The sequence below is a fragment of the Tunturiibacter gelidiferens genome, assembly GCF_014201335.1.
In the GTDB taxonomy this organism is placed as follows: domain Bacteria; phylum Acidobacteriota; class Terriglobia; order Terriglobales; family Acidobacteriaceae; genus Edaphobacter; species Edaphobacter lichenicola_E.
In genome coordinates this window covers 56876-75251 of the sequence record NZ_JACHEB010000017.1, presented here as the reverse complement: position 1 = coordinate 75251, position 18376 = coordinate 56876, and the positions used below count along the sequence as shown (strand labels likewise).

The window sequence follows — 18376 nt, the reverse complement described above, 5'->3', positions numbered from 1 at the left end:
AGGAGAATGAGCAAGCAAGACCATCCCAGAAGCTCATTGAGAATTAAAAGGGTCTCAGAGCCTGTCTCACTACAAATGTCCTGATAACGTACCGACCTCGGAGTTCCCGGATCTTATTACCGCGCCTAAAAGTACATAAATTTCCCCTTATTGAAATACCCCCCGTACGATTTGTGACGTTCGCTGTGGTGAGGCCATCAAAGCTATGGTAAGAGCGACGCTTCCGCCGTCTAACGATCTTGCTTACGATCAGGCGACGCACCATACACATAAACCCAACAACCTTCGCACTGGAGCCCAGTTGGCGATCGTTCGATGGAAGCTCCTGAAGTGTCGGTTCGACAGTAAGGAAGCGCCGACCTTCTGTTGAGAAGCAGCTTATCGCGAAGCTGACCAAGGGCTGAACGCTAACGTTGTCCGCAGTCACGATTTACATTTATTGGCCGCCCGTCGACGTGGTCGAAGTCTGCTTCGACTGCGCTTTACTTGCCCGCCAATGCTTGATTAGCAGCGCGCGGTTCTGCCGCAGATCCTGATGACTGCGTATTGTGGGGTACGGGACCGTATCGCCCATGGTGCCCTGCCAGAGGATGCGGTTGAATGCGTCGGCATCGACCCGGTCAGCATCGGAGAAGTCAAAGCCCTTCGTCTTTGCCGCCCACCAAGCAGAGTCGCGGAGCTGCGGTGCGGCAGACGTAATCTGGGCCGTCGTGCTTTGGCATTCCGGAACGAGATTTGGATCGACTGGCGCTACGCATAGGTCCCCCGGAATGATCGCCGAATACGGTGTGTAATCCGGCTTTCGGGTAAATACGTCAGCCATGGGAGCCGCGTCCGCATCCCGGAAGTTGAGGTGACTTATGCCCATCACGTCTTCAATCGTACGTAGCACGTTCACCGTGTTGTAGTTGGTCGAAATGGTCACGCCGCGCCTACTGTAGGGTGAGATGACATACGCGAAGGAGCGGTGAGAATCGACATGGTCAGATCCGTTTTGCGCGTCGTCCTCAAGAATGAAGATGGCAGTATCGCGCCAGTTCGGCGAGTGGCTGATGATATCGACCACGCGGCCGATGGCGTAGTCATTGTCCGATATCTGAAGCGCTGCCGTTCCGAGTCCGGCGATGGCAGTGCCGAAGCTACCATTGTGATCGTGGGGCAGACGAAGGAGGGTTAGGTTCGGCAAGCCGTTGACAGCCATATCTCGCTGCCACTCGTTGACGAGGTAGGTGTCCGCATTGTTCTGATCGAACCCGCGATAGTAAATGTCCGTCAAGCCGAGGAGCGCGGGTTGTTCTTCTATCGCCTGCGGGATCTTGGCTGCAAAGGGCGTGGGCGAGATGGGAATGTAGGTCGGCACATTGGGATCGGCTGTGGTCGGGTTACCGCCGCTGCTGATGTAATACGACTGATCGAGATAAAAGCCGTAGTTGCGTACAGTCTTATGTGCCCGAAGAGCGGAGTCCCATAGATAGCCGCCCACCTTTTCCGCATCGAGGTCATCATTAGCACCCTCCGGACTATCTACGTTCTTCGTTCCTGGAAGGATGTTAGAGCTGCCCGTGGGATCGATCAGTGTCAGGAGGCGTTCCGTGAGAGGAGATGGGTCCTTCGCAAACTCCGGCAAACCTACGCCGATGAAGCGGTTAGTGCCCTCGGAGTCGCTAGTGACGCCGCTACCACCATTTCCATAATTCACCGGAACTGTCTTCTCGTTGTACTCGGTGGAGTGGCCGTAGGTAGACCAGTCCCAGCCTGTTCCGCTCACCTCGGCGGTCGCATAAAAGTTATCCAGAAGGCCGAAGGTAAGAGCGAGGCTATGATGGTTCGGCGATATGGGTTGTGGCCATTGGTTTAAGGACGGGTCGCCATTGCCGCGTTCAAGGTCGCCCAGCATCTGGTCGTAAGTCTTATTTTCCTTGATGATGTAGATGACATGGTGAATCTTGTTCTGCAGGAACGCCATTTTGGGATCGTCCCGACGGTTGGATAGGCCGTTGTTCTTGTCTACCTGTTCCGTAAGCTCCTCCAACTTGCCACGGCTAGGGACCGGGATGGTGTTCAGCTGTGCTTTTTCAAGAGGGTAAGAACGCTGCGTGAGGAAGGTCGGATTCGCAGCGGCATTGCCGGGATTCGGCCCGGAGTTGCTCTTGAACGTCGAGACATAAATCGTGGACCCATTGGTGCTCACCGAAACGGAGGTCGGATACCAACCGGTGGGAATGCGGCCTTCCAATTCGCCCGTCCTTAGGTTTACGACTGCGACGGAGTTCTCAGTACCCAGCGTGACGTATAAGGTATTCCCGTCCGGACTGATCGCCGCAGAGTTAGCATTCAAACCCTTGTATCGGTCTCCGGGGCGAGAGAGCTTCAAGGTCCGTTCGACTCTCTGCGAGGAGGTATCGATCTCGGAGATGCTGTCGTTATTCCCATTCACCACGTACAGCCTGCTTTGGTCGCGGGAGAGCAACAGCCGGTTTGGCTGAGCTCCGACAGCGATCGCGGAGAAATTGCCCGTCTTGATATCGACCACCATCACCTGGTCGTCTCGCTGGCTGGTCACGTAGGCCGTCCGGGCCGCCCCCTCACGATCGCTGAGAATAACGGCGTCATAAGGAAACTCTCCCTGTGCCACCGTGTCACCTGGCATGAAAAAATGCACCTCGCGTGTGGTCTTCCGGCTCGAGGTATCGACGATGGACAAGGAATCGTTTTCGAAGTTTGCTGCGACAAGCGTCCTGCCGTCGCGGCTCACGGCAACTCCAGCAACGACTGCGCCTCTCACCAGAGCGGGCGAGGCCGCCGCCGCCTTTGTGCCTTTCAGCAGACTACCGTCGTATTTCGGAATAGGCGCGGTCTGGTTCGAGTTGTGGCCCAAAAGGATAAAGGGAGTATCGGGGACATACTGGCGGCCGCCGAATTTGTAGACGTAGACGCGGTCATCGTCTCCACCGGAGACATAAAAATGGAAGCCATCGGGAGCCCAAGTAAGGCCGCTGTACGTATCGGGGATATTGATTTGCTGTACCTTGGTGGCCGCTCCATCGCTGCCGATATGAAAGACGAAGACCCACTCGTCATTGCTGGTGGTACCTACTGTAGCCCCCGTGATCGGGTCGAGGGTTGGGAACGTGATGGGCGTGCCATTCGGCTCTTGGTTGCCTTTGTTCCATCCACTCGTCATTACCAGCAGCGTCTTGCCATCGGGGCTCAGCGCACTATTGACGGCTTCGGAGGCATCGGCATTCCCGTCAGTGCGCAATTCCGTAGCAAGCACCTGAATAGATGAGCCGGGTGCCGCAGTGGGGGTAATAAACTGCCCGGTGGGCAGCAAGGACCGGTGTTCATAGTTGCCGACAGGCAGCGTCGTCGTGCCTTCGTGCTCGTCTCGTTCATCCTCGGATTGACCTGCGCTGGCGACAAGCGGCAACAGGGAGAGTACCGCCAAAGAGGCAAACAACCGGATTGAATTCTTCATGAAACTGTTCTACTGCTGTTCATGACTCGCAGACTTCAATGGCCTGTGAACATGCTGTCAAATGAGTTTTGAAGGAGCCGTCTGGAACGAGTACGCTGTTTGCGCCACAGCTTTTACTTCTTACCGCTGAGAGTGAATGGAGTTTGAAGAGTTGAGTGCTGAACCCGTTGTCTTGCGAGAGTGTATCGACAGATTTCTTTTAGCCGGCCGAAATCCGTCGCCGTGGCGAACTGTCCCGCCGGGAGGCCCACTTTGCCGAAGGCTTAATCCTGCTTAACGGATACCAATGACTACGCGAGAAACCGATAGTCGAGGTCTGGATTGCTGATAGTTGCCCCGGCTAAAATTCCAGGCGAAGCATGAACTGAATCTGCCGCGGGGTCCCTGTTCCCACTGGCCCCGCGTTGACTTCGCTCACAATTTCGCCAAAGGTATTAGGAGTCGAAAGATCCGCCAGAGGCAATCCATACTGAGCTCGGTTGAAGATATTGAAAAACTCGCTTCGGAACTGCATCTGTAGCCTTTCTGTAAGTGGAATGCGCTTGGCCATGCCGAGGTCTGCCTGCCAGAGACTGGGACCACGTGCAAGGTTGCGAGGGGAGTCACCATATCCTGAGTTCGCCACCAGCGAAAAGGCCGCAGGGTTGATCCAGTGTTGAGTTTTGCGTCCACCAGGCGGCGTCAGTGACACGCCGGGTACAAGATTCGGACGCTGACTAGTGGTATAGCCGGTGGCAACTGAGGTGCTGGAGCGGTCTTCGGTAACGTTCACCGGCAGCCCAGTGCGTGCGGTCACGATGGTCGTAACGCTCCAACGTCCAAATATCGCGCTGGCAATTCGAGGAGTGGAAAGAAAGGTTCTGCCGGCGCCAAAAGGGAGATCGTACACAGCATTCCCGTTGAAGACGTGACGAACATCGAAGTCGCCTGAGGCACGTTCGCAGGAGGAGCAAGCAGGATTTTGCGGAAAATCCGAGTCACCGCCCCCTGCCGCGCCCTGGTCGATCTCGTGAGAGTAGGTGTAGTTAGCCGAAAACAGAAGACCCCGAGTGAACGTTCGTTGGATGCTTGCTACGAACCCTTGGTATGAGCTGTTGTTTTTGTTCCCCCGTCCCTGCACTTGACCGAAGGCCGGGAAAGGCCGAAGGCCCGTAACTGGGTTGAGGAGATTGATGTAAGTCGTATTCAGAAGATTTGTGCCCTTGCTTCCTACGTAGGAGAGGGTTCCCACAAGTTCATGGGGGAAAGCCTCCTGGACCGACAAACCCCATTGCAACACGTACGCGTCTCTACGATCCCGATCAGCCTCCCGTGGCGCGATGATGCCTGGAGTGTTGCCGAGAAATGGGAGGATGGGATAGGAGAGGTTTGGCACGGTCTTCGCGCTAAGAGAATATTGCGCAATCTCATTACTAATGGGAAAATTCTGGTCGTCGAGCTGACCGTCACCGTGGTAGATGCCGAAGCCGCTGCGAACTACTGTCTTCCCCGAAAGAGCGGCGGGGGCCCAGGTAACGGAGAGGCGCGGGTCGACGTCCAGCGTATTCGTTTTCCCAAAGCTGGCTCCAGAACCACAGTATCCCTGCGGACCACAGGTCGCGAAGTCGAACGGATTGGCACGTCCCTGTACTTCATGAAAGATGTTATAGAACGTGTAGCGTACGCCTGCATTCACCGTGAGGTTGGTGCGAAGCTTCCATTCATCCTCGACGTAGGAGTACAGCTCGGTTTTGCGCAGTCCATTGACGGGAAGCGCGGCGGCGAAGGTTGCGGAACTCACGGCGTTAACCAGAAGATTCGAAGCAGAGCTGAAGGTGACGGTCCCGTTCGAGGTGTTTCCCTGGTTCAGTTGAATCCGTCTGACCTCCACCCCGGTCTTCACGGTCTGGTTGCCTTTCACCCATGTGAGATTGTCGATATAAGAGAACGAGTTTCCAACACCGGATTTATACTCGTCTCCGGACAGCGTGGTGAAACCCGAGATCGAGATAGCGTAGGGAGTATGCAGGGCGCTCTGATCCGTAGTGTAGACGTTGCCCCTATTGAATCCGAATTTCAGTTCGCTAATGAAACGCGGGGAAAAGATATGCAGCGACTCCAGCTCGCCATTTACAGGTCGTGAAGTAATGAGCTGGCGGTCATTCAGATAGGTTCCCCCCTCGACGAGCGGTATATCGCTGTAAGAGGCATCGAAGTTGAAGCGAAGGTACGCTGAGTCGGAGGAAGAGAACCGGTGATCGAGCCTTAGCACGGCCGATTCCTCATGGTCGAGCTGGCGTCCTGATCCAACGAACTCATCAACCTGCGTGCTAGTTCCAGAGACGAACTGTCCTTTAGGAAACGCATTCAAAATTGGGGCGAGAGAAGGGCTGGCTGCGGCTAGTTGGGACCGAAAAGACTCGCTCGGAACAAGACCTGGCAAAGTCTGTCCCTGGGTCTGTCGCAGACCCTCATAGGCGAAGTAGAAGAAAGTTTTGTCATGCAGGATGGGACCGCCAATACTGCCCCCAAACTGGTTGAGTAGGAAGGCTGGTTTATGCGGATTCAAGGTATCGATAGGCTCGCGCGCATCGAAGAGGTCGTTGCGAAGAAATTCGAAGACACTGCCGTGTAGGTCGTTTGAGCCGGTCTTCGAGGCAACTGCAATCTGCCCTCCGGGTGTGCTCCCGTTTTCGGCTGTGAAGAGCATCGTGTCAATGCGAAACTCCTGAATCGCCTCCGTCGGAATCGCAAGCCGAACGAACGGTTGCTGAGCCTGGTTGACAATATTTGTCGCATCGATGCCGTCGTAGGTAAAATTATTGTCATCCAGACCTCGCCCGGCAAAACGAATGCTGCGTTGATTGCTGCCTCCGGTGTCGACAGCTCCCGGAACAAGCGCCGTGAGCGTCGACCAGTTTCTACCGTTAAGTGGAAGCTCCTTCACCTGTTCCGGTTCAATGCGAGCTCCAAGAGCAGCCGAGGTCTCATCCAGTTGAGAGCTGACGCTGGACACGTCGACATGCTCGGATATGCCGGCAACGGACAGGACCACGTTCAGAATGCTAGTGTGTCCAACGGTCTGCACAACCTTCACCACCTTATGCTCGAACCCAGGCGCCGAGTAGGTTATCTGGTAAAGTCCTACCGGCAGTTCTGGGATGTCATAGGAACCGGTTGAAGAGGATACTGTCTCACGGTTGAGCCCAGTCGCTAGTTGTAAGGCCGAGATGGTCACCCGCGACAGGCTTGTTCCTCTCACATCCCTCACCGTCCCGGCTAGTCCGGTTCGATCTATCTGCGCATGGAGGATCAAACTAATCCCGAACACTAGACCACATAACAGCTGCGGCCGAAGAAGCAATCTCGCTGATAAGTTCGAATGCATTTGTCTCACCTTGGTTGAATATTGGAGAGGATCATCGAAGTCGTCGACATCAGTTAGAGCCCCCACTATTGCGAGGGATTTTTATCGCATGTTGCAAGGAATGCAAAAGAAGTTGAGACTGTTTCTCCAAGCACTTGACGACGGCGAGAGTCAACGGCGCGGGCCTGGGAGCTTTGGCAGTTTGCGAGGCGATACGCAAAGCTAGCGCTGCACAGAGGGTGGGATCCTTCCGCTGCGCAGCGCAACGTCATCGCATTAGTCGCGATCGGCAACCCAGCCGCGATTTTTGGGTACTTCTTTCGGCAGATAGACCTTCGGATCCCCGGGATAAGGTTTCTTGAAGTCCGTCGAGGCGTACCATATAGCTCGATTGAGGAGAGCGGGGTTCTCCGCGTCCGGCTTGTAACGATTTCCCGCAAACATCTTTAGGGATGCCTGGGCCCAGGCCCGCCGAACTCCATTCAAAGCAGACGTTTGAGGATTGAGATCGTTGAGTGGGACATTGTTCTGCAGAAAGGTGTACGGTGTCCTGTCGAGCGTATCTGTGAAGGCGCTGAACATCGGCGAAGCAGCGAGATCGAACTGGTTCATGGGCGGTAAGCCGAAAATCTGTTCGATCGTGCGATCGACGTTAACCTGCGTATAGTATTCATCTACAACTTTGCCGTGTCTTGCAAATGGGCTGATCACCATGCCCGGGTTGCGGTGGCCGTCAACGTGATCCACACCGTCCTGCTCATCGTCCTCTTCGACGAAGATCGCCGAACTCGACCAGTACGGGCTATGGCTGATGGCGTCCACAACCCGGCCCAAAGCCAGATCGTTGTCTGCCACCGCAGCCTGGGGAGTCGGCAACCCCGGAGAAGTTCCATTGGTGTGATCGTCTGGTAGAGTCATGATAATCAGATTTGGCAAGTCTCCGTTCTGTACGTAGCTCTTGAAGTCGCTCAGAAAAACATCCGCACGGTACTGATCGGGAATGGTTCCGGTGAACTGCGGAAAATCCTTATTTGCAATCGGCTCAAGCGACGGAATCAACGTTGTGCTCTGAAATGAGCCGACGGGAACATGTAGATTTCCAGATACGGCGCCCTCAAGAATCAGTGCGTCTTGATAAAAATCAGACCATGTGCCTAACTGGGCCTCCGGGATATTGAAGACCGGTACATCGAGATACTCGCCATAATCACGCACTGTCTTTTTATGTGCCAGCGCGTTGCGCCACAGGAAACCGCTTTCGGTGTATACAAGGCTGTCGCCACCGTTGAATGGATAGCTACGAACGGTGTCGGTTTCGGCTTTCTCAATGTAATCCGGCGCGATCGCCTGCACTACCCATTGATGCCCATCGGCAGAATTTATAGAGGGACCATAGAAGTTGTCGAGTAAAGAGAACTGTTTAGCGAGTGCATGGTGGTTCGGTGTTATTCCGATGCCGAAGTCGACAAAGCTCGCGTCTCCATTGGCACGTGCATCATCGCCGAAGACCTGGTCGTAAGTGCGGTTTTCCTTCACGACTAGGAATACATGCTTGATCAACGATGGGTCCCCAAGATGGCGCGGAATCGCGACTGGAACAACGCTGTCCTTTTGCTTGCCATCGGCGAAGATATCCTGACGGTCAATCTTGTCCCAGCGGTTGTTCCTGTAGACCTTGTACGTCTCGAAGGGGAGTCGATCAGGACCAGGTATCCGGATGAGCGAAGCGGTACCAAGGGCACCATAAACGCTTGGGCCGGTCTTGTCTCCGATAACCTGTGGCGCTCCAAGGGAACCTTCGCCCTTTACATTCGCCACCAGCAAGCGGTCGTGCACGGGATCCACCGCTACGCTGCCCGGATACCAGCCGGTAGGAACGAGCCCGAGAAAATCGGCATCATGACGTTTGGCATTCCACTGAAAGATGCCGAGAGCGTTATTGGTTCCTAGCGTCACCACTAACTGCTGCTGGTTCGTCATCGCCAGAGAGTTCGGAGAACTCCCGAATGGTGCACCCGGAAATGGCGCAACAGAGACGGTGGAAACTACCTTGTTGAGCCCGGCTTCGATCACTGAGATCGAGTCACTGTTCGTATTAGCGACGAATACAAAGTTACCCGACGAGAGGATTGCCGTAGGATGAAGGCCAACTGGAATGCTTGCAACTACGATCTTCCGAGTGAGGTCGACAACCGAGACCGTCCCACTGCTGGCTGCTCCAGTCTGGGGATTGACCACGATCGGCGTTCCTGAAGAAGGGATCGTGAAGTCCGCCGACGTGGCTACATGGCCGCCTTCGTTCGATACGTAAGCGTCCTGGCCCACAAGCGCCACGGCGCGCGGGGAGTTCTCAACCGGAATCTGGTCGACGAAGGTATTCGAAGTTAGATCGATAATGCCAAGGGCGTTGTAACGATTAAGGACCACATAGAGAGTTTTGCCATCCGCCGACAGCGCAAGGCCACCCGGATTCGAGCTTCCATTAGGTTGCGGAATTGCGACCTGCGCGCCGAGCGTGACCATGCCGTTATCTGAGACGTTCATGATCGTCACACGTCCATCATCTTGCGATGCATAAAGATGTTTGCCATCAGCTGAGTAGAGCAAACCGTCGTAGGACATCGACCGGTCCGTGCCTGGAAGAAACTCTTGCACTTCCTTGCCTGTTACCAGATTGGCGATCCGGATGGGCGTCGCGACAGTCGCAGCCAGAAATGCCGCAGTCTGCCCATCGGGCCGTACGGCAACCACGTTGGGTCGAGCCAGGGGGAGGTCTATCTGTATCCCTAACGGCGTAATTACCTGGTTGGATGGCAGGACGATCGAGCCGTTATCTTGGTGGCCGACCGTAGAGCGAGGAGGATCCGTCTGCGCGAGCATAGGGGCCGCAATCAAGACCGCGATCGCGGCAGCTGACGAGAAGGGTACAAACAAAGGTGTTGAACTTTTCTGTCGATGCATCTTCGGGCTCCAAGTCAAGCGGCTGGGGGCAGATATATTAGATATTTCCTGATCTGGAACTCCTAGAGGTCAACGCGACGTAAAGAAAAGAAGAAAATCGATGCAAAGCATTCCTGTCTATGGGGATCCCAAGTCTTATCGTCTTGTCAACCGCACCCAGGTCCCGGAATCACCCTTGTTTGCTTTATCCTTTTCCTATTCCAAGGGCTCTGGTCCAAATAGCGAGAATGGGAGAGATGGAAACGATCTCCCTGGCATCTATGCCGACGTTGCGAACACAGAACGTAATCGTCAATAGTAACTACGCTGACGGCCAGATCACCAGGCCACCGCATCGCGGCAGCCAGCATCAGTACAGAACGGAAAGAGCCACTCTTCCGCACGACCCGCGGCCGCTCCGGGGAGCTGACCGGCAATCCCCTGCTTCAGTACGACGTCTGGAGAATGATTCGCAGGCGAGCTGCAGCTGCCGGCATCAAGACCGAGATCGGCTGTCACACCTTTCGCGCCACAGCATCACGGCTTATTTGGAGAACGGCGGAAGGCTCGAAATAGCCCAACAGATGGCTGCCCACGAATCAGCGCGGACGACCGCCCTCCATGACCGACGCAGTGACGAGATCTCGGTCGATGAGTTCGAGCGCATTAGGATCTGAAAATATGGCTGCAAAAAACGCTAGAAGAAACTCAGTAAGTTCGAACGGCTCTGTTGCAAAATCTGTGACGGTCATGTCAAATTCGGCCAGCGAGTTTGGAGGGCGGGAGCATGTCGGATTTCAAGTGGCGGCATTTCCAGGGCGCGCTGCGTCGGCGGGTCACCGCCGGCCTAAACAAGGGTGAGGCCCGGAACTCGCTCGCACGAGCCGTGTTCTTCAATGGGCTGGGCGAAATCCGCGATCGATCCTTTGAGAATCAACGGCATCGCGCAAGCGGGCTGAACCTGGTTGTGGCTGCCATCACCCTCTGGAACACTGTCTACCTGGAGCGCGCAACAGAGCAGATGGCTAAATCACGGCAGTTCGACCCCGCCCTGCTCCAGCACGTCTCTCCGCTTGGCTGGGAGCACATCAATCTCACCGGCGATTACACCTGGCACACCAATAAGCGGGTAGCCAAAGGCGGCTTTAGACCTCTACGAAGCCCGAGAAACCCCTCCGGCGCGCCTTAGCGTACATAAATTTCCCTTTCTTGAGGTGTCCCCTTTTATTACAACATCCCAGTTTTCTCCGGACGCAAGGAATATATCAACCGCATTGAAAAGAAAATCATTTTGATCGCTGGAGTTAAATTTTTTGAGGAGGAATGAGCCGCAGGTTTCAACCTCTGCCACTACGTAAGTGCCGTGCTCGGCTCCGTTTCGCCGTGCAACTCAGCACAATTCGCGACCTCGGCACTTTTCTGGACGATTCGATGGCTGTGCCGGCGGCGGCGCTTGCGATCACCGCCAAAGAGACCAGCCTCTTCGACAGCAGTTCTGCGAGGTCGAAGCGATGCTTAGCGCAAACGGAATGTTAAAGCCCGAGATTGTCATTGACCGCAATCTCGATCTCCTGCTCGGATCCCAGATAACGCTCGGTTGTTTGGATCGAAGAGTGACCGAGCAGAAACTTGATCTGCTCCAGATCGCCCCCACTCTTCCGGCAGAGCTTAGCGCAGGTGCGACGCAGATCATGGGCGCCGAAGTGCTCAATCCCGATTTGCTTCGATGACTGTTCAACTACCGACCAGATGGCCCAGTCTCCTAACTCGTGCCGCGGAATCTTTCCGGATTTAGAGACCGGCCGAAGCAGCCGCCCGTCCTCGATTTTGGCAGCGGTCATCCAGGAGTTGATCCCCTGCTTTACCCATATCGGAACCGCCACCGTTCGAATCCGCCCACCTTTGCCGCGGAGATCGATTATCACCCATCTTCCTTCACGGAGCTGGATGTCTTCGATGTTGAGGGTTGCTAACTCACGCCGGCGCAAAGCGCAGCCGACCAGGAGAGCGATGATCACATAGTCGCGCTTACCTTTGAGAGTCGACCGATCGGGCACCGCGAGAAGTTCCCTCGCCTGTTCGCGAGTGAGCCAGTTGCCCAGCCGAGTTCCTTTCTGCCGGACGTTGGGAATGTCAGTCAAATTGTCGGCTTCTTCACGCCCGATCATTCCGTTGCGCATTGCTTCGCCGACTAGCTTTCGGATCGCTGACATCCGAACATTGATGGTCGAAGGGGAGAGATGCTCCATCGTCGTCCGGTATTCCATCAGGAGCGCACGAGAGAGAGGTCGTCTGGCGCAAAATGCAAACAGATCATCGAGCGCCTTTGCGTAGTTGCGTTTGGAGTGAATGGACGGGACTGTGTCTAAAACCATCTGACGCAACATGGCTTGGGCTTGGGTAAGAGCGTATGGCACCTCTGCGGGCGGGAGTTCGACATGAACGAGAGACGTATTCACTGCCAGCCAGCCTCTCTATCACTCACCAGATGCCAATTGTGCAGCAAGGTGCTGCACAATTGTCGTGACAGCGTCACGACAATCCGATCTTCCATAATCGGCGACACGGCATTACTCATCCTGACGCTCCTGCCGTAGGAGATCCATCTCCGATCGGAGCTTCGTAACCACCTCTTGGAGATCTTCCACGCTCGGAAGTTCTTCTCGCATCGGAGTGGGCAGCTCTCGCGTCACACGATAGGTCGAAACACCGATAGGCTTCGCGATATTCTGCAGCGCATACTCAACGACTGCGGTGCTATGCGTTTCGCAGAGCAGAAGACCGACGGTAGGGGCATCCGGCCCGGAACGAAAGAGTCCGTCAACGGCTGAGAGATAGAAGTTGAGCTTGCCGGCCCACTCGGGTTTGAAGTTGCCTGTCTTCAGCTCAATCACAAAGTAGCAGTGGAGGCGTACGTGGTAGAAGAGCAGGTCGAGGTAAAAGGTCTCGCCACCGACTTCAAGCGGCACCTGGCTGCCCACGAAAGAGAAGCCGCGGCCCAGCTCGAGGAGGAGATCGCGAAGGTGGATCAGCAGGCCGCGTTCGATCTCCCGCTCATGAGCCTTCTGGGAGACGGTCAGGAAGTCGAAGTTGTAGGGGTCTTTCAGAATCTGTTCCGCGAGGTCTGAGTCGGGCGGCGGCAAGGCCCGCTGGAAGTTGGTCAGCGCCTTCCCTTCCCTTTCATGCAGTCCACTCTTAATCTGCAGCACCATTACGTTGCGGCTCCAGCCGTACTCGAGCGCGGCCCGGAGGTACCACTCCCGCAGAGCAGCATCCTTAACTCGGTCCAGAAGCACCATATGGTGGCCCCAAGGCAATAGTGCAGCAACCTGCTGCACTATTTGCTTCTCTGGCCACGCCTCGGCGAACGACCTCATATACTTGAGACTGCGTGGGCTGAATCCCTCCACGCCCGGAAACTCGATTTGCAGATCATGGGACAGCCGGTCGATCACCCGGGTTCCCCAGCCTTCGGCTCCTTGTCTTGCCAGGATGTCGCTGCCTATCGACCAGTAGAGAAGCACAAGCTCCCGGCTCACGGCAAAGGCGGCTCGAACCTGTGCCCGCTCGATTCGACTCTTCAGGTCTTCAAGCAGTTCTGGGTACCCGGAGGGAGTCTGGAGGCTTTTTTCCACGAATCCAGCATAACACCAGGTTGCCAACGACAATCGACATTATCGTAGGTAATAAGAGATCGACATATTTTTTGTTATTGCGTATACACGCAGATATTCCTGACCCTAAAAAAAGATCCTAAACTGGTGTCAGACTTAGCTTTCCCCCCTGGAGGTCATATGCCGCGTCCTATCTCCTGGCTCACTCGGCTCCACCAAATTCGACAAACGGTAACCGCCTCTGTTCGCTCTCACTATGAGCGCCGAGAGATTGAAACACTCTTTCAAATTCAACCCAGGACTGCACAGCTGCTTTTAGAGATGCTTCCGACCACTGAAGTCGGGAGATCGCGACTCGTGGAGCGCCAGGTGCTCGCGGACTTTCTAGAAAGAATCAACGATTCCGAGAGTCCATCCTTAGAGCTTGAGCGTATCCGAACTGAAGGAAATACCATTTCTCGCAAGAAACTCCGAACACTCGTGCGCAGAGACGTAGGCGAGTTGGGGATCGATTCCCTGCCGGCGAATATTGAACTTAGTCCCGGGCGAATGGTGATGTCCTTTTGCACCATTCAAGATCTCGCTGAGGCAATGTATTCGCTTGCTCGGATCATCGAGGCGGAAGGCGACGCGCTAGCTAAGCGATACGAATTTCACAAAACTCCCGAAAGTGAGGCAGACAGTTCCGAGTTGATAGCAATGATGGAGGAGCTTGAAGGACTAGAGAAGATGCGCGGAAGATAAAACCGGGGTTGGCACCTTTGGTTATTCGCCTACAGAGTCTAAGAGTCTAGAGATAGCTTCGTGATATGTAATTTTGTGACGGTCTGCATACGCTACAAAACGATCATATTGGGAAGATACGAGGCGAATTGCTAGATGTCTCGTCGGTTCAGCGGGTACGGCTCGTCGACGTCGGGCGTGAAGTCTTTCTTTACTTGAACTTGATGCCTCCCGGCTGATGAAACCATGAGGCGCAGCAGCAGCGTCAACGGCCTTAAGGTCGATCGGTGACCGAGGCCGGACTGATGGAAATGCGGTAAGCCTATCGCTTAAGCTTGGGATTTCACTCAGACCAGTATCAGTTTCATCCTCAATAAGGCCAAATTTATTCATTTGGATACCTCTCTCGTTCTATGGCATGCAACGTCTCCACTAACTCTTCCACGAGATCATGGATGTTTTGGTAAGCTGCCTCCAAATTCCCTACTTTATGCTCTCCAAGCTCAGACAAGGTCAGCCTTTCGACGAAAATGGCCTTGAAGGCGAGACGTTCGGCCAAACTGGTGCGGAAGCGAGGTACACCCGCGGCGATCAATTCTGCTTCCAACTGGCGCTGGACCGAAGACACTGGCGCACCCGGCGCTGGGGTTCTAGTCATTAGAACCCTGAAAGGAATTTTGCGGGTGAGATTGGATCTCTGGGCGACCTTTTCCTCATCCCGAACGGCTCTGATCGCCTTGCCCGCCTGCCTAACATCAACGGCGCTGGCTTGAACGGGAATAATCACGAAGTCAGACATGGCAATGGACCTGGAGACAAGAACGCTTGCGGTTCCTTCAAGATCGATAAAGACAAACTGATCATTTTGAGCGTCAAGTATTTCCATGAGATTCGACTCTTTGACCCCACCAATTACGCTCAGGCTCGTTTTCGAGTCGCCATTGAGCTTCCAATCTATGATGGGCTGGTTTGGATCGGCGTCCAACACACACACGGAAGCGCCGCTTTGCGCAAGATAAGTAGCAAGGAGAAGGGTAGTTGTACTCTTCCCCGCCCCACCCTTCGGATTTGAGACTGCAATTACCGGCATCTGGTTCCATTCTGAATTCTGCGATATCGCAACTTTATTTGCATATTGCTGCTTTATCGCAATGTTATCGCCGTTATCGCAGCGATGTCGCTATCTTTCAGCGGGCAAGTACCTTTTGAATCAACACGGGCGATAACGATTGTTGCCTTGTTGTCGCAGCGATATCGCAATATCGTATTGAGGCCACCAATTCCTTGTCCCTTACCGCAGCGATATCGCATATAGCAAATCTTCAGACAGCGGACGCACTTCTGTGCCACATTGTCGCAGCGATATCGCAGCGTTATCGTATTGAGCCCTGCCGAGTCCCTGTGTCTTGTCGCAGCGATATCGCATATAGTAGAACTCCGGATCGCAGACACACCTCTGTGCCGCCAGTGTCGCAGCGATATCGCTATATCGCAGATAGTTACCATTGAGGCCACTCATTGTTTGTATCGCAACGATATCGCAGCAATAATATTTATCGCTAGCTGAATACTTTGGCCCTCCAAAGGTACGACGGGTTGCAGAAGATCTGCGTCACACCGACCCTCTGTCGTGTGTCCTGTCTTGCATATGTCCTTTGCCGATAAATCCTGGTCGATGTGAGATCGCGAGATGTCCAGGTGCGGAAAAAGGAGATAGGGAAGAGGGCTGTCTACTTGCCCGGTTAGAGTGAAATCGCCGAAACGATTCCTCTCTCTCTCTAAAAACTCTGCCAACGCACCTCTCTATCGAATCCAGTGAGAGGTTGGCTGGCACGGTACGGTTTAAACCGTTTGGAATCAGTGCGCAGGCGACGAATATATTAGCGGAGGATCCGTATTCTGCCAGCCAACCTCTCCAACATTTAGGGCTACAGGCTCAAAAAATGCCCTTCGCGACAAAACCGAGAGGTGCGCTGGCACACTTTGCACCAACTCCTATGCATTTTGGGCACAACAAGCGGCTGGAATAAGGACGGGGCATCAATCTCCGGCGATTCCCAGATTTTAGAGAGGTACGTTGGCAGGAAGCGAGAGGCTGCGTGGCAAAAATAGCGAGGTGCATTGGCAGAACTAGTGAGGTTAGGTGCCAAAAAGCGTGAGGATCACTGGTTCTTCAAGCGCGAGGTCCACTGGCAGGTTTAGAGAGGTAGGCTGGCAAAGATAGAGAGGTGCATTGGCAAAGATAGTGCATTAACTGTTTTATTTTCTAACACTTATCAAACCCCATAGTACTTAGCTGTCTTTATAGTTCTTGCATTTCTTAAAGCAATCAACAAACATAAGGCAGCAAACAACATGACGCGAAGAAACATCACTCAAAAACTCGACAACAGGCCATCCTCGCTGATGCCTATTGCTGTTGATGTTGATCTAGTGAGATTCGAAAAAAATCTCCTCCAGATCGGGTTTTTCGGCGCCAATGATGCGCGAGACAAGAATCGGACCTCTCGTCGAATTGAACAAATCGTTTTTCGGAACGGGCACAAGGTCAAAGTTGCTGCTGAATTTCGGGGATCCGAACAGTTGGGACTGCCGTCAACGACTGACCGTGACAAATTCATCGCTCTGCTCAAAATTATCAGTGAGGAACGCGCCAAGACTGGCCAGATTACCAATCCGATTAGATTTAGCGGCTATCGAATGATTCAAGAATTGGGAATTTCAAGGAACGGCGAAATCTACGAAGAAATAGTGCGTTGGGGTAAGCGTATGACCGATACAACGATTACTTCAGAGCAAGTTGTTTACCGCGCCGCAAAAAAGGTGTATTCGGACGAAGTACTGCACGTATTCCGCGCTTTCAAGCGGACCGGGAGCAGCAATCTGAACGGGACCGAAAAACAGGAGCACTACGAAGTCACCCTTGAAGATTGGCTTATAGAGAATCTGAACCAACGTTATGTAATTCCAGAGGATTTCAATGCCTATAAACAGCTCACTCGCCCAACAGCAAAGGGGATTTTTGGAAACCTGCACCTCTGGTTCCATGCGAGTCAGGGAAGGCAAGTCGAGAAAGATTACGCGGAACTCTGCAATCTACTGAATGTGCAGGCCTACCCGCATCTCTCCAAGATAAAGTCCACGATGGGCCTTGCACTTAATGAACTTGTGAAGATCAAGTACATCTCGAAATGGGATGTGCTGCCAATGACCAGTAAGAACGGATACAAAATCGTTCTTATGCCTGGCGCGGAGTTGCTTCGAGTACTTGACAACTCGCGGCCAGAACAACGCGAACTGAATACAGTATCGGTTGAAGAACCAAGTGCCGAAAATGACGATGCCGCAAAGCTCCTAATCAAGCACGGAATCACCGCCGCAAAGGCTCGGCAGCTCGTCGACCGCTTTGGTCCTGATACTGTTACCGACACCGTAGAGTACTTCGAAAGTGAAACGAGTGCAGGGAAGCGCAGCCGTGTCGATAATCCATCCGGATTGATCATCTGGTCCTTAGAAAACGGTGTAACAGTGCCGGCAGGTTTCATCAGCAGTCGCCGCAGAGAAACGTCACGTCAGGCATCGGAAAGAGACCGGGCTAAGCAAGAAGCTATACAGAACCTCCAAAACAACTATCAAAGTTGGGTCGATGCAAAGAGAAAGGAAGCTGTTGCCATCCAATATCCTGGGGAAAAGCTACTGGAAAAGGTAAAAGAAATTGTAAAGAGCAGGCGTACCGATCCATATTTTGTGAGGGCACCCGCAACGCAACGAGTCAATCTAGCGATGCAGATCATCAACAAAGATGTTCGCGATACCTTGGTACTTCCTTCCTTTGATGAATGGCGTTCAGAAAACAGCCAAATAAGTCTCTTCTGAGAGAGGCAATAGCTCAGAAGCCTCGAAGGCTGTTCGCAACCTTCCCAATTCAAAGGTTTTTTCAGGTTGGTTTACCTATGTAATTGGGGCTCTAAAGGGTAGGAGCGTCGCTCTGTCTGATTGCGGGACTATGGTTTCCCATGTTGGTGTTTCCGGCAGCCCTTCTGGGGACACTTCAAGAAACGGAACGCAACGTACGCTAAGGCGAATTCAGCTCACCTAGGCGTTTCGTAATCAGCTAGATCTAAGTAGAGAATGCGCCGCCCTTGGACAGGTGTCCCTCTTCTGATCTGCATATTGATGTTGGGAGCGCTGACCATGCACTTTAAAGTTCGAGATCCCCTAAAAAATTTCCTACCGGCACTCATCATTCTGATCCTTACTATCAGCATTTGTTTT

The 18376-nt window shown here is 53.8% G+C and carries 10 protein-coding genes and 1 pseudogene; 4 read left to right on the top strand and 7 right to left on the bottom strand.

Annotated features, from left to right (window positions below):
* Window positions 1-436: 436 nt before the first annotated feature.
* From HDF14_RS25155 to HDF14_RS25140, 4 genes are all read right to left on the bottom strand, one after another.
* Window positions 437-3478, bottom strand: coding sequence for an alkaline phosphatase family protein (locus HDF14_RS25155; RefSeq protein WP_183981512.1), 3042 nt, complete (start codon window positions 3476-3478; stop codon window positions 437-439).
* A gap of 340 nt (window positions 3479-3818) precedes the next feature.
* Window positions 3819-6788: a TonB-dependent receptor gene (locus tag HDF14_RS25150; RefSeq protein WP_183981511.1), complete on the bottom strand. Its 2970-nt coding sequence runs from the start codon at window positions 6786-6788 to the stop codon at window positions 3819-3821.
* A 312-nt stretch (window positions 6789-7100) separates the two neighbouring features.
* Entirely contained in the window at window positions 7101-9785 is a 2685-nt protein-coding gene (locus tag HDF14_RS25145; protein WP_183981510.1) for a bifunctional YncE family protein/alkaline phosphatase family protein, read from the bottom strand.
* 318 nt (window positions 9786-10103) lie between these two features.
* Complete coding sequence (locus HDF14_RS25140; RefSeq protein ID WP_183981509.1) at window positions 10104-10283, bottom strand: hypothetical protein; 180 nt, start codon at window positions 10281-10283, stop codon at window positions 10104-10106.
* A 304-nt stretch (window positions 10284-10587) separates the two neighbouring features.
* On the opposite strand from HDF14_RS25140, the pseudogene HDF14_RS25135 reads away from it, so the two are divergent.
* A pseudogene (locus tag HDF14_RS25135) lies at window positions 10588-10953 on the top strand (Tn3 family transposase); the annotation flags it as partial.
* Between the two features lie 134 nt (window positions 10954-11087).
* On the top strand, window positions 11088-11300 hold the full coding sequence (locus HDF14_RS25130; RefSeq protein WP_183981508.1) for a DUF4158 domain-containing protein: 213 nt from the start codon (window positions 11088-11090) through the stop codon (window positions 11298-11300).
* On the opposite strand, the gene HDF14_RS25125 is transcribed toward HDF14_RS25130, so the two are convergent.
* Window positions 11297-12223, bottom strand: coding sequence for a tyrosine-type recombinase/integrase (locus HDF14_RS25125; protein ID WP_313899691.1), 927 nt, complete (start codon window positions 12221-12223; stop codon window positions 11297-11299). The two genes, HDF14_RS25130 and HDF14_RS25125, sit on opposite strands and share 4 nt — an antisense overlap.
* 111 nt (window positions 12224-12334) lie before the next feature.
* Window positions 12335-13399 carry a PDDEXK nuclease domain-containing protein gene (locus HDF14_RS25120; RefSeq protein WP_183981507.1) on the bottom strand — a complete coding sequence of 355 codons (1065 nt, stop codon included), beginning with the start codon at window positions 13397-13399 and terminating at the stop codon, window positions 12335-12337.
* 336 nt (window positions 13400-13735) lie between these two features.
* Here HDF14_RS25120 and HDF14_RS25115 point away from each other — a divergent pair, with 336 nt between their 5' ends.
* Entirely contained in the window at window positions 13736-14122 is a 387-nt protein-coding gene (locus HDF14_RS25115; RefSeq protein ID WP_183981506.1) for a hypothetical protein, read from the top strand.
* A 364-nt stretch (window positions 14123-14486) separates the two neighbouring features.
* On the opposite strand, the gene HDF14_RS25110 is transcribed toward HDF14_RS25115, so the two are convergent.
* Window positions 14487-15191, bottom strand: coding sequence for a ParA family protein (locus HDF14_RS25110; RefSeq protein ID WP_183981505.1), 705 nt, complete (start codon window positions 15189-15191; stop codon window positions 14487-14489).
* Between the two features lie 1265 nt (window positions 15192-16456).
* Here HDF14_RS25110 and HDF14_RS25105 point away from each other — a divergent pair.
* Entirely contained in the window at window positions 16457-17977 is a 1521-nt protein-coding gene (locus HDF14_RS25105; protein ID WP_183981504.1) for a replication initiator protein A, read from the top strand.
* The last annotated feature ends 399 nt before the right edge of the window (window positions 17978-18376 follow it).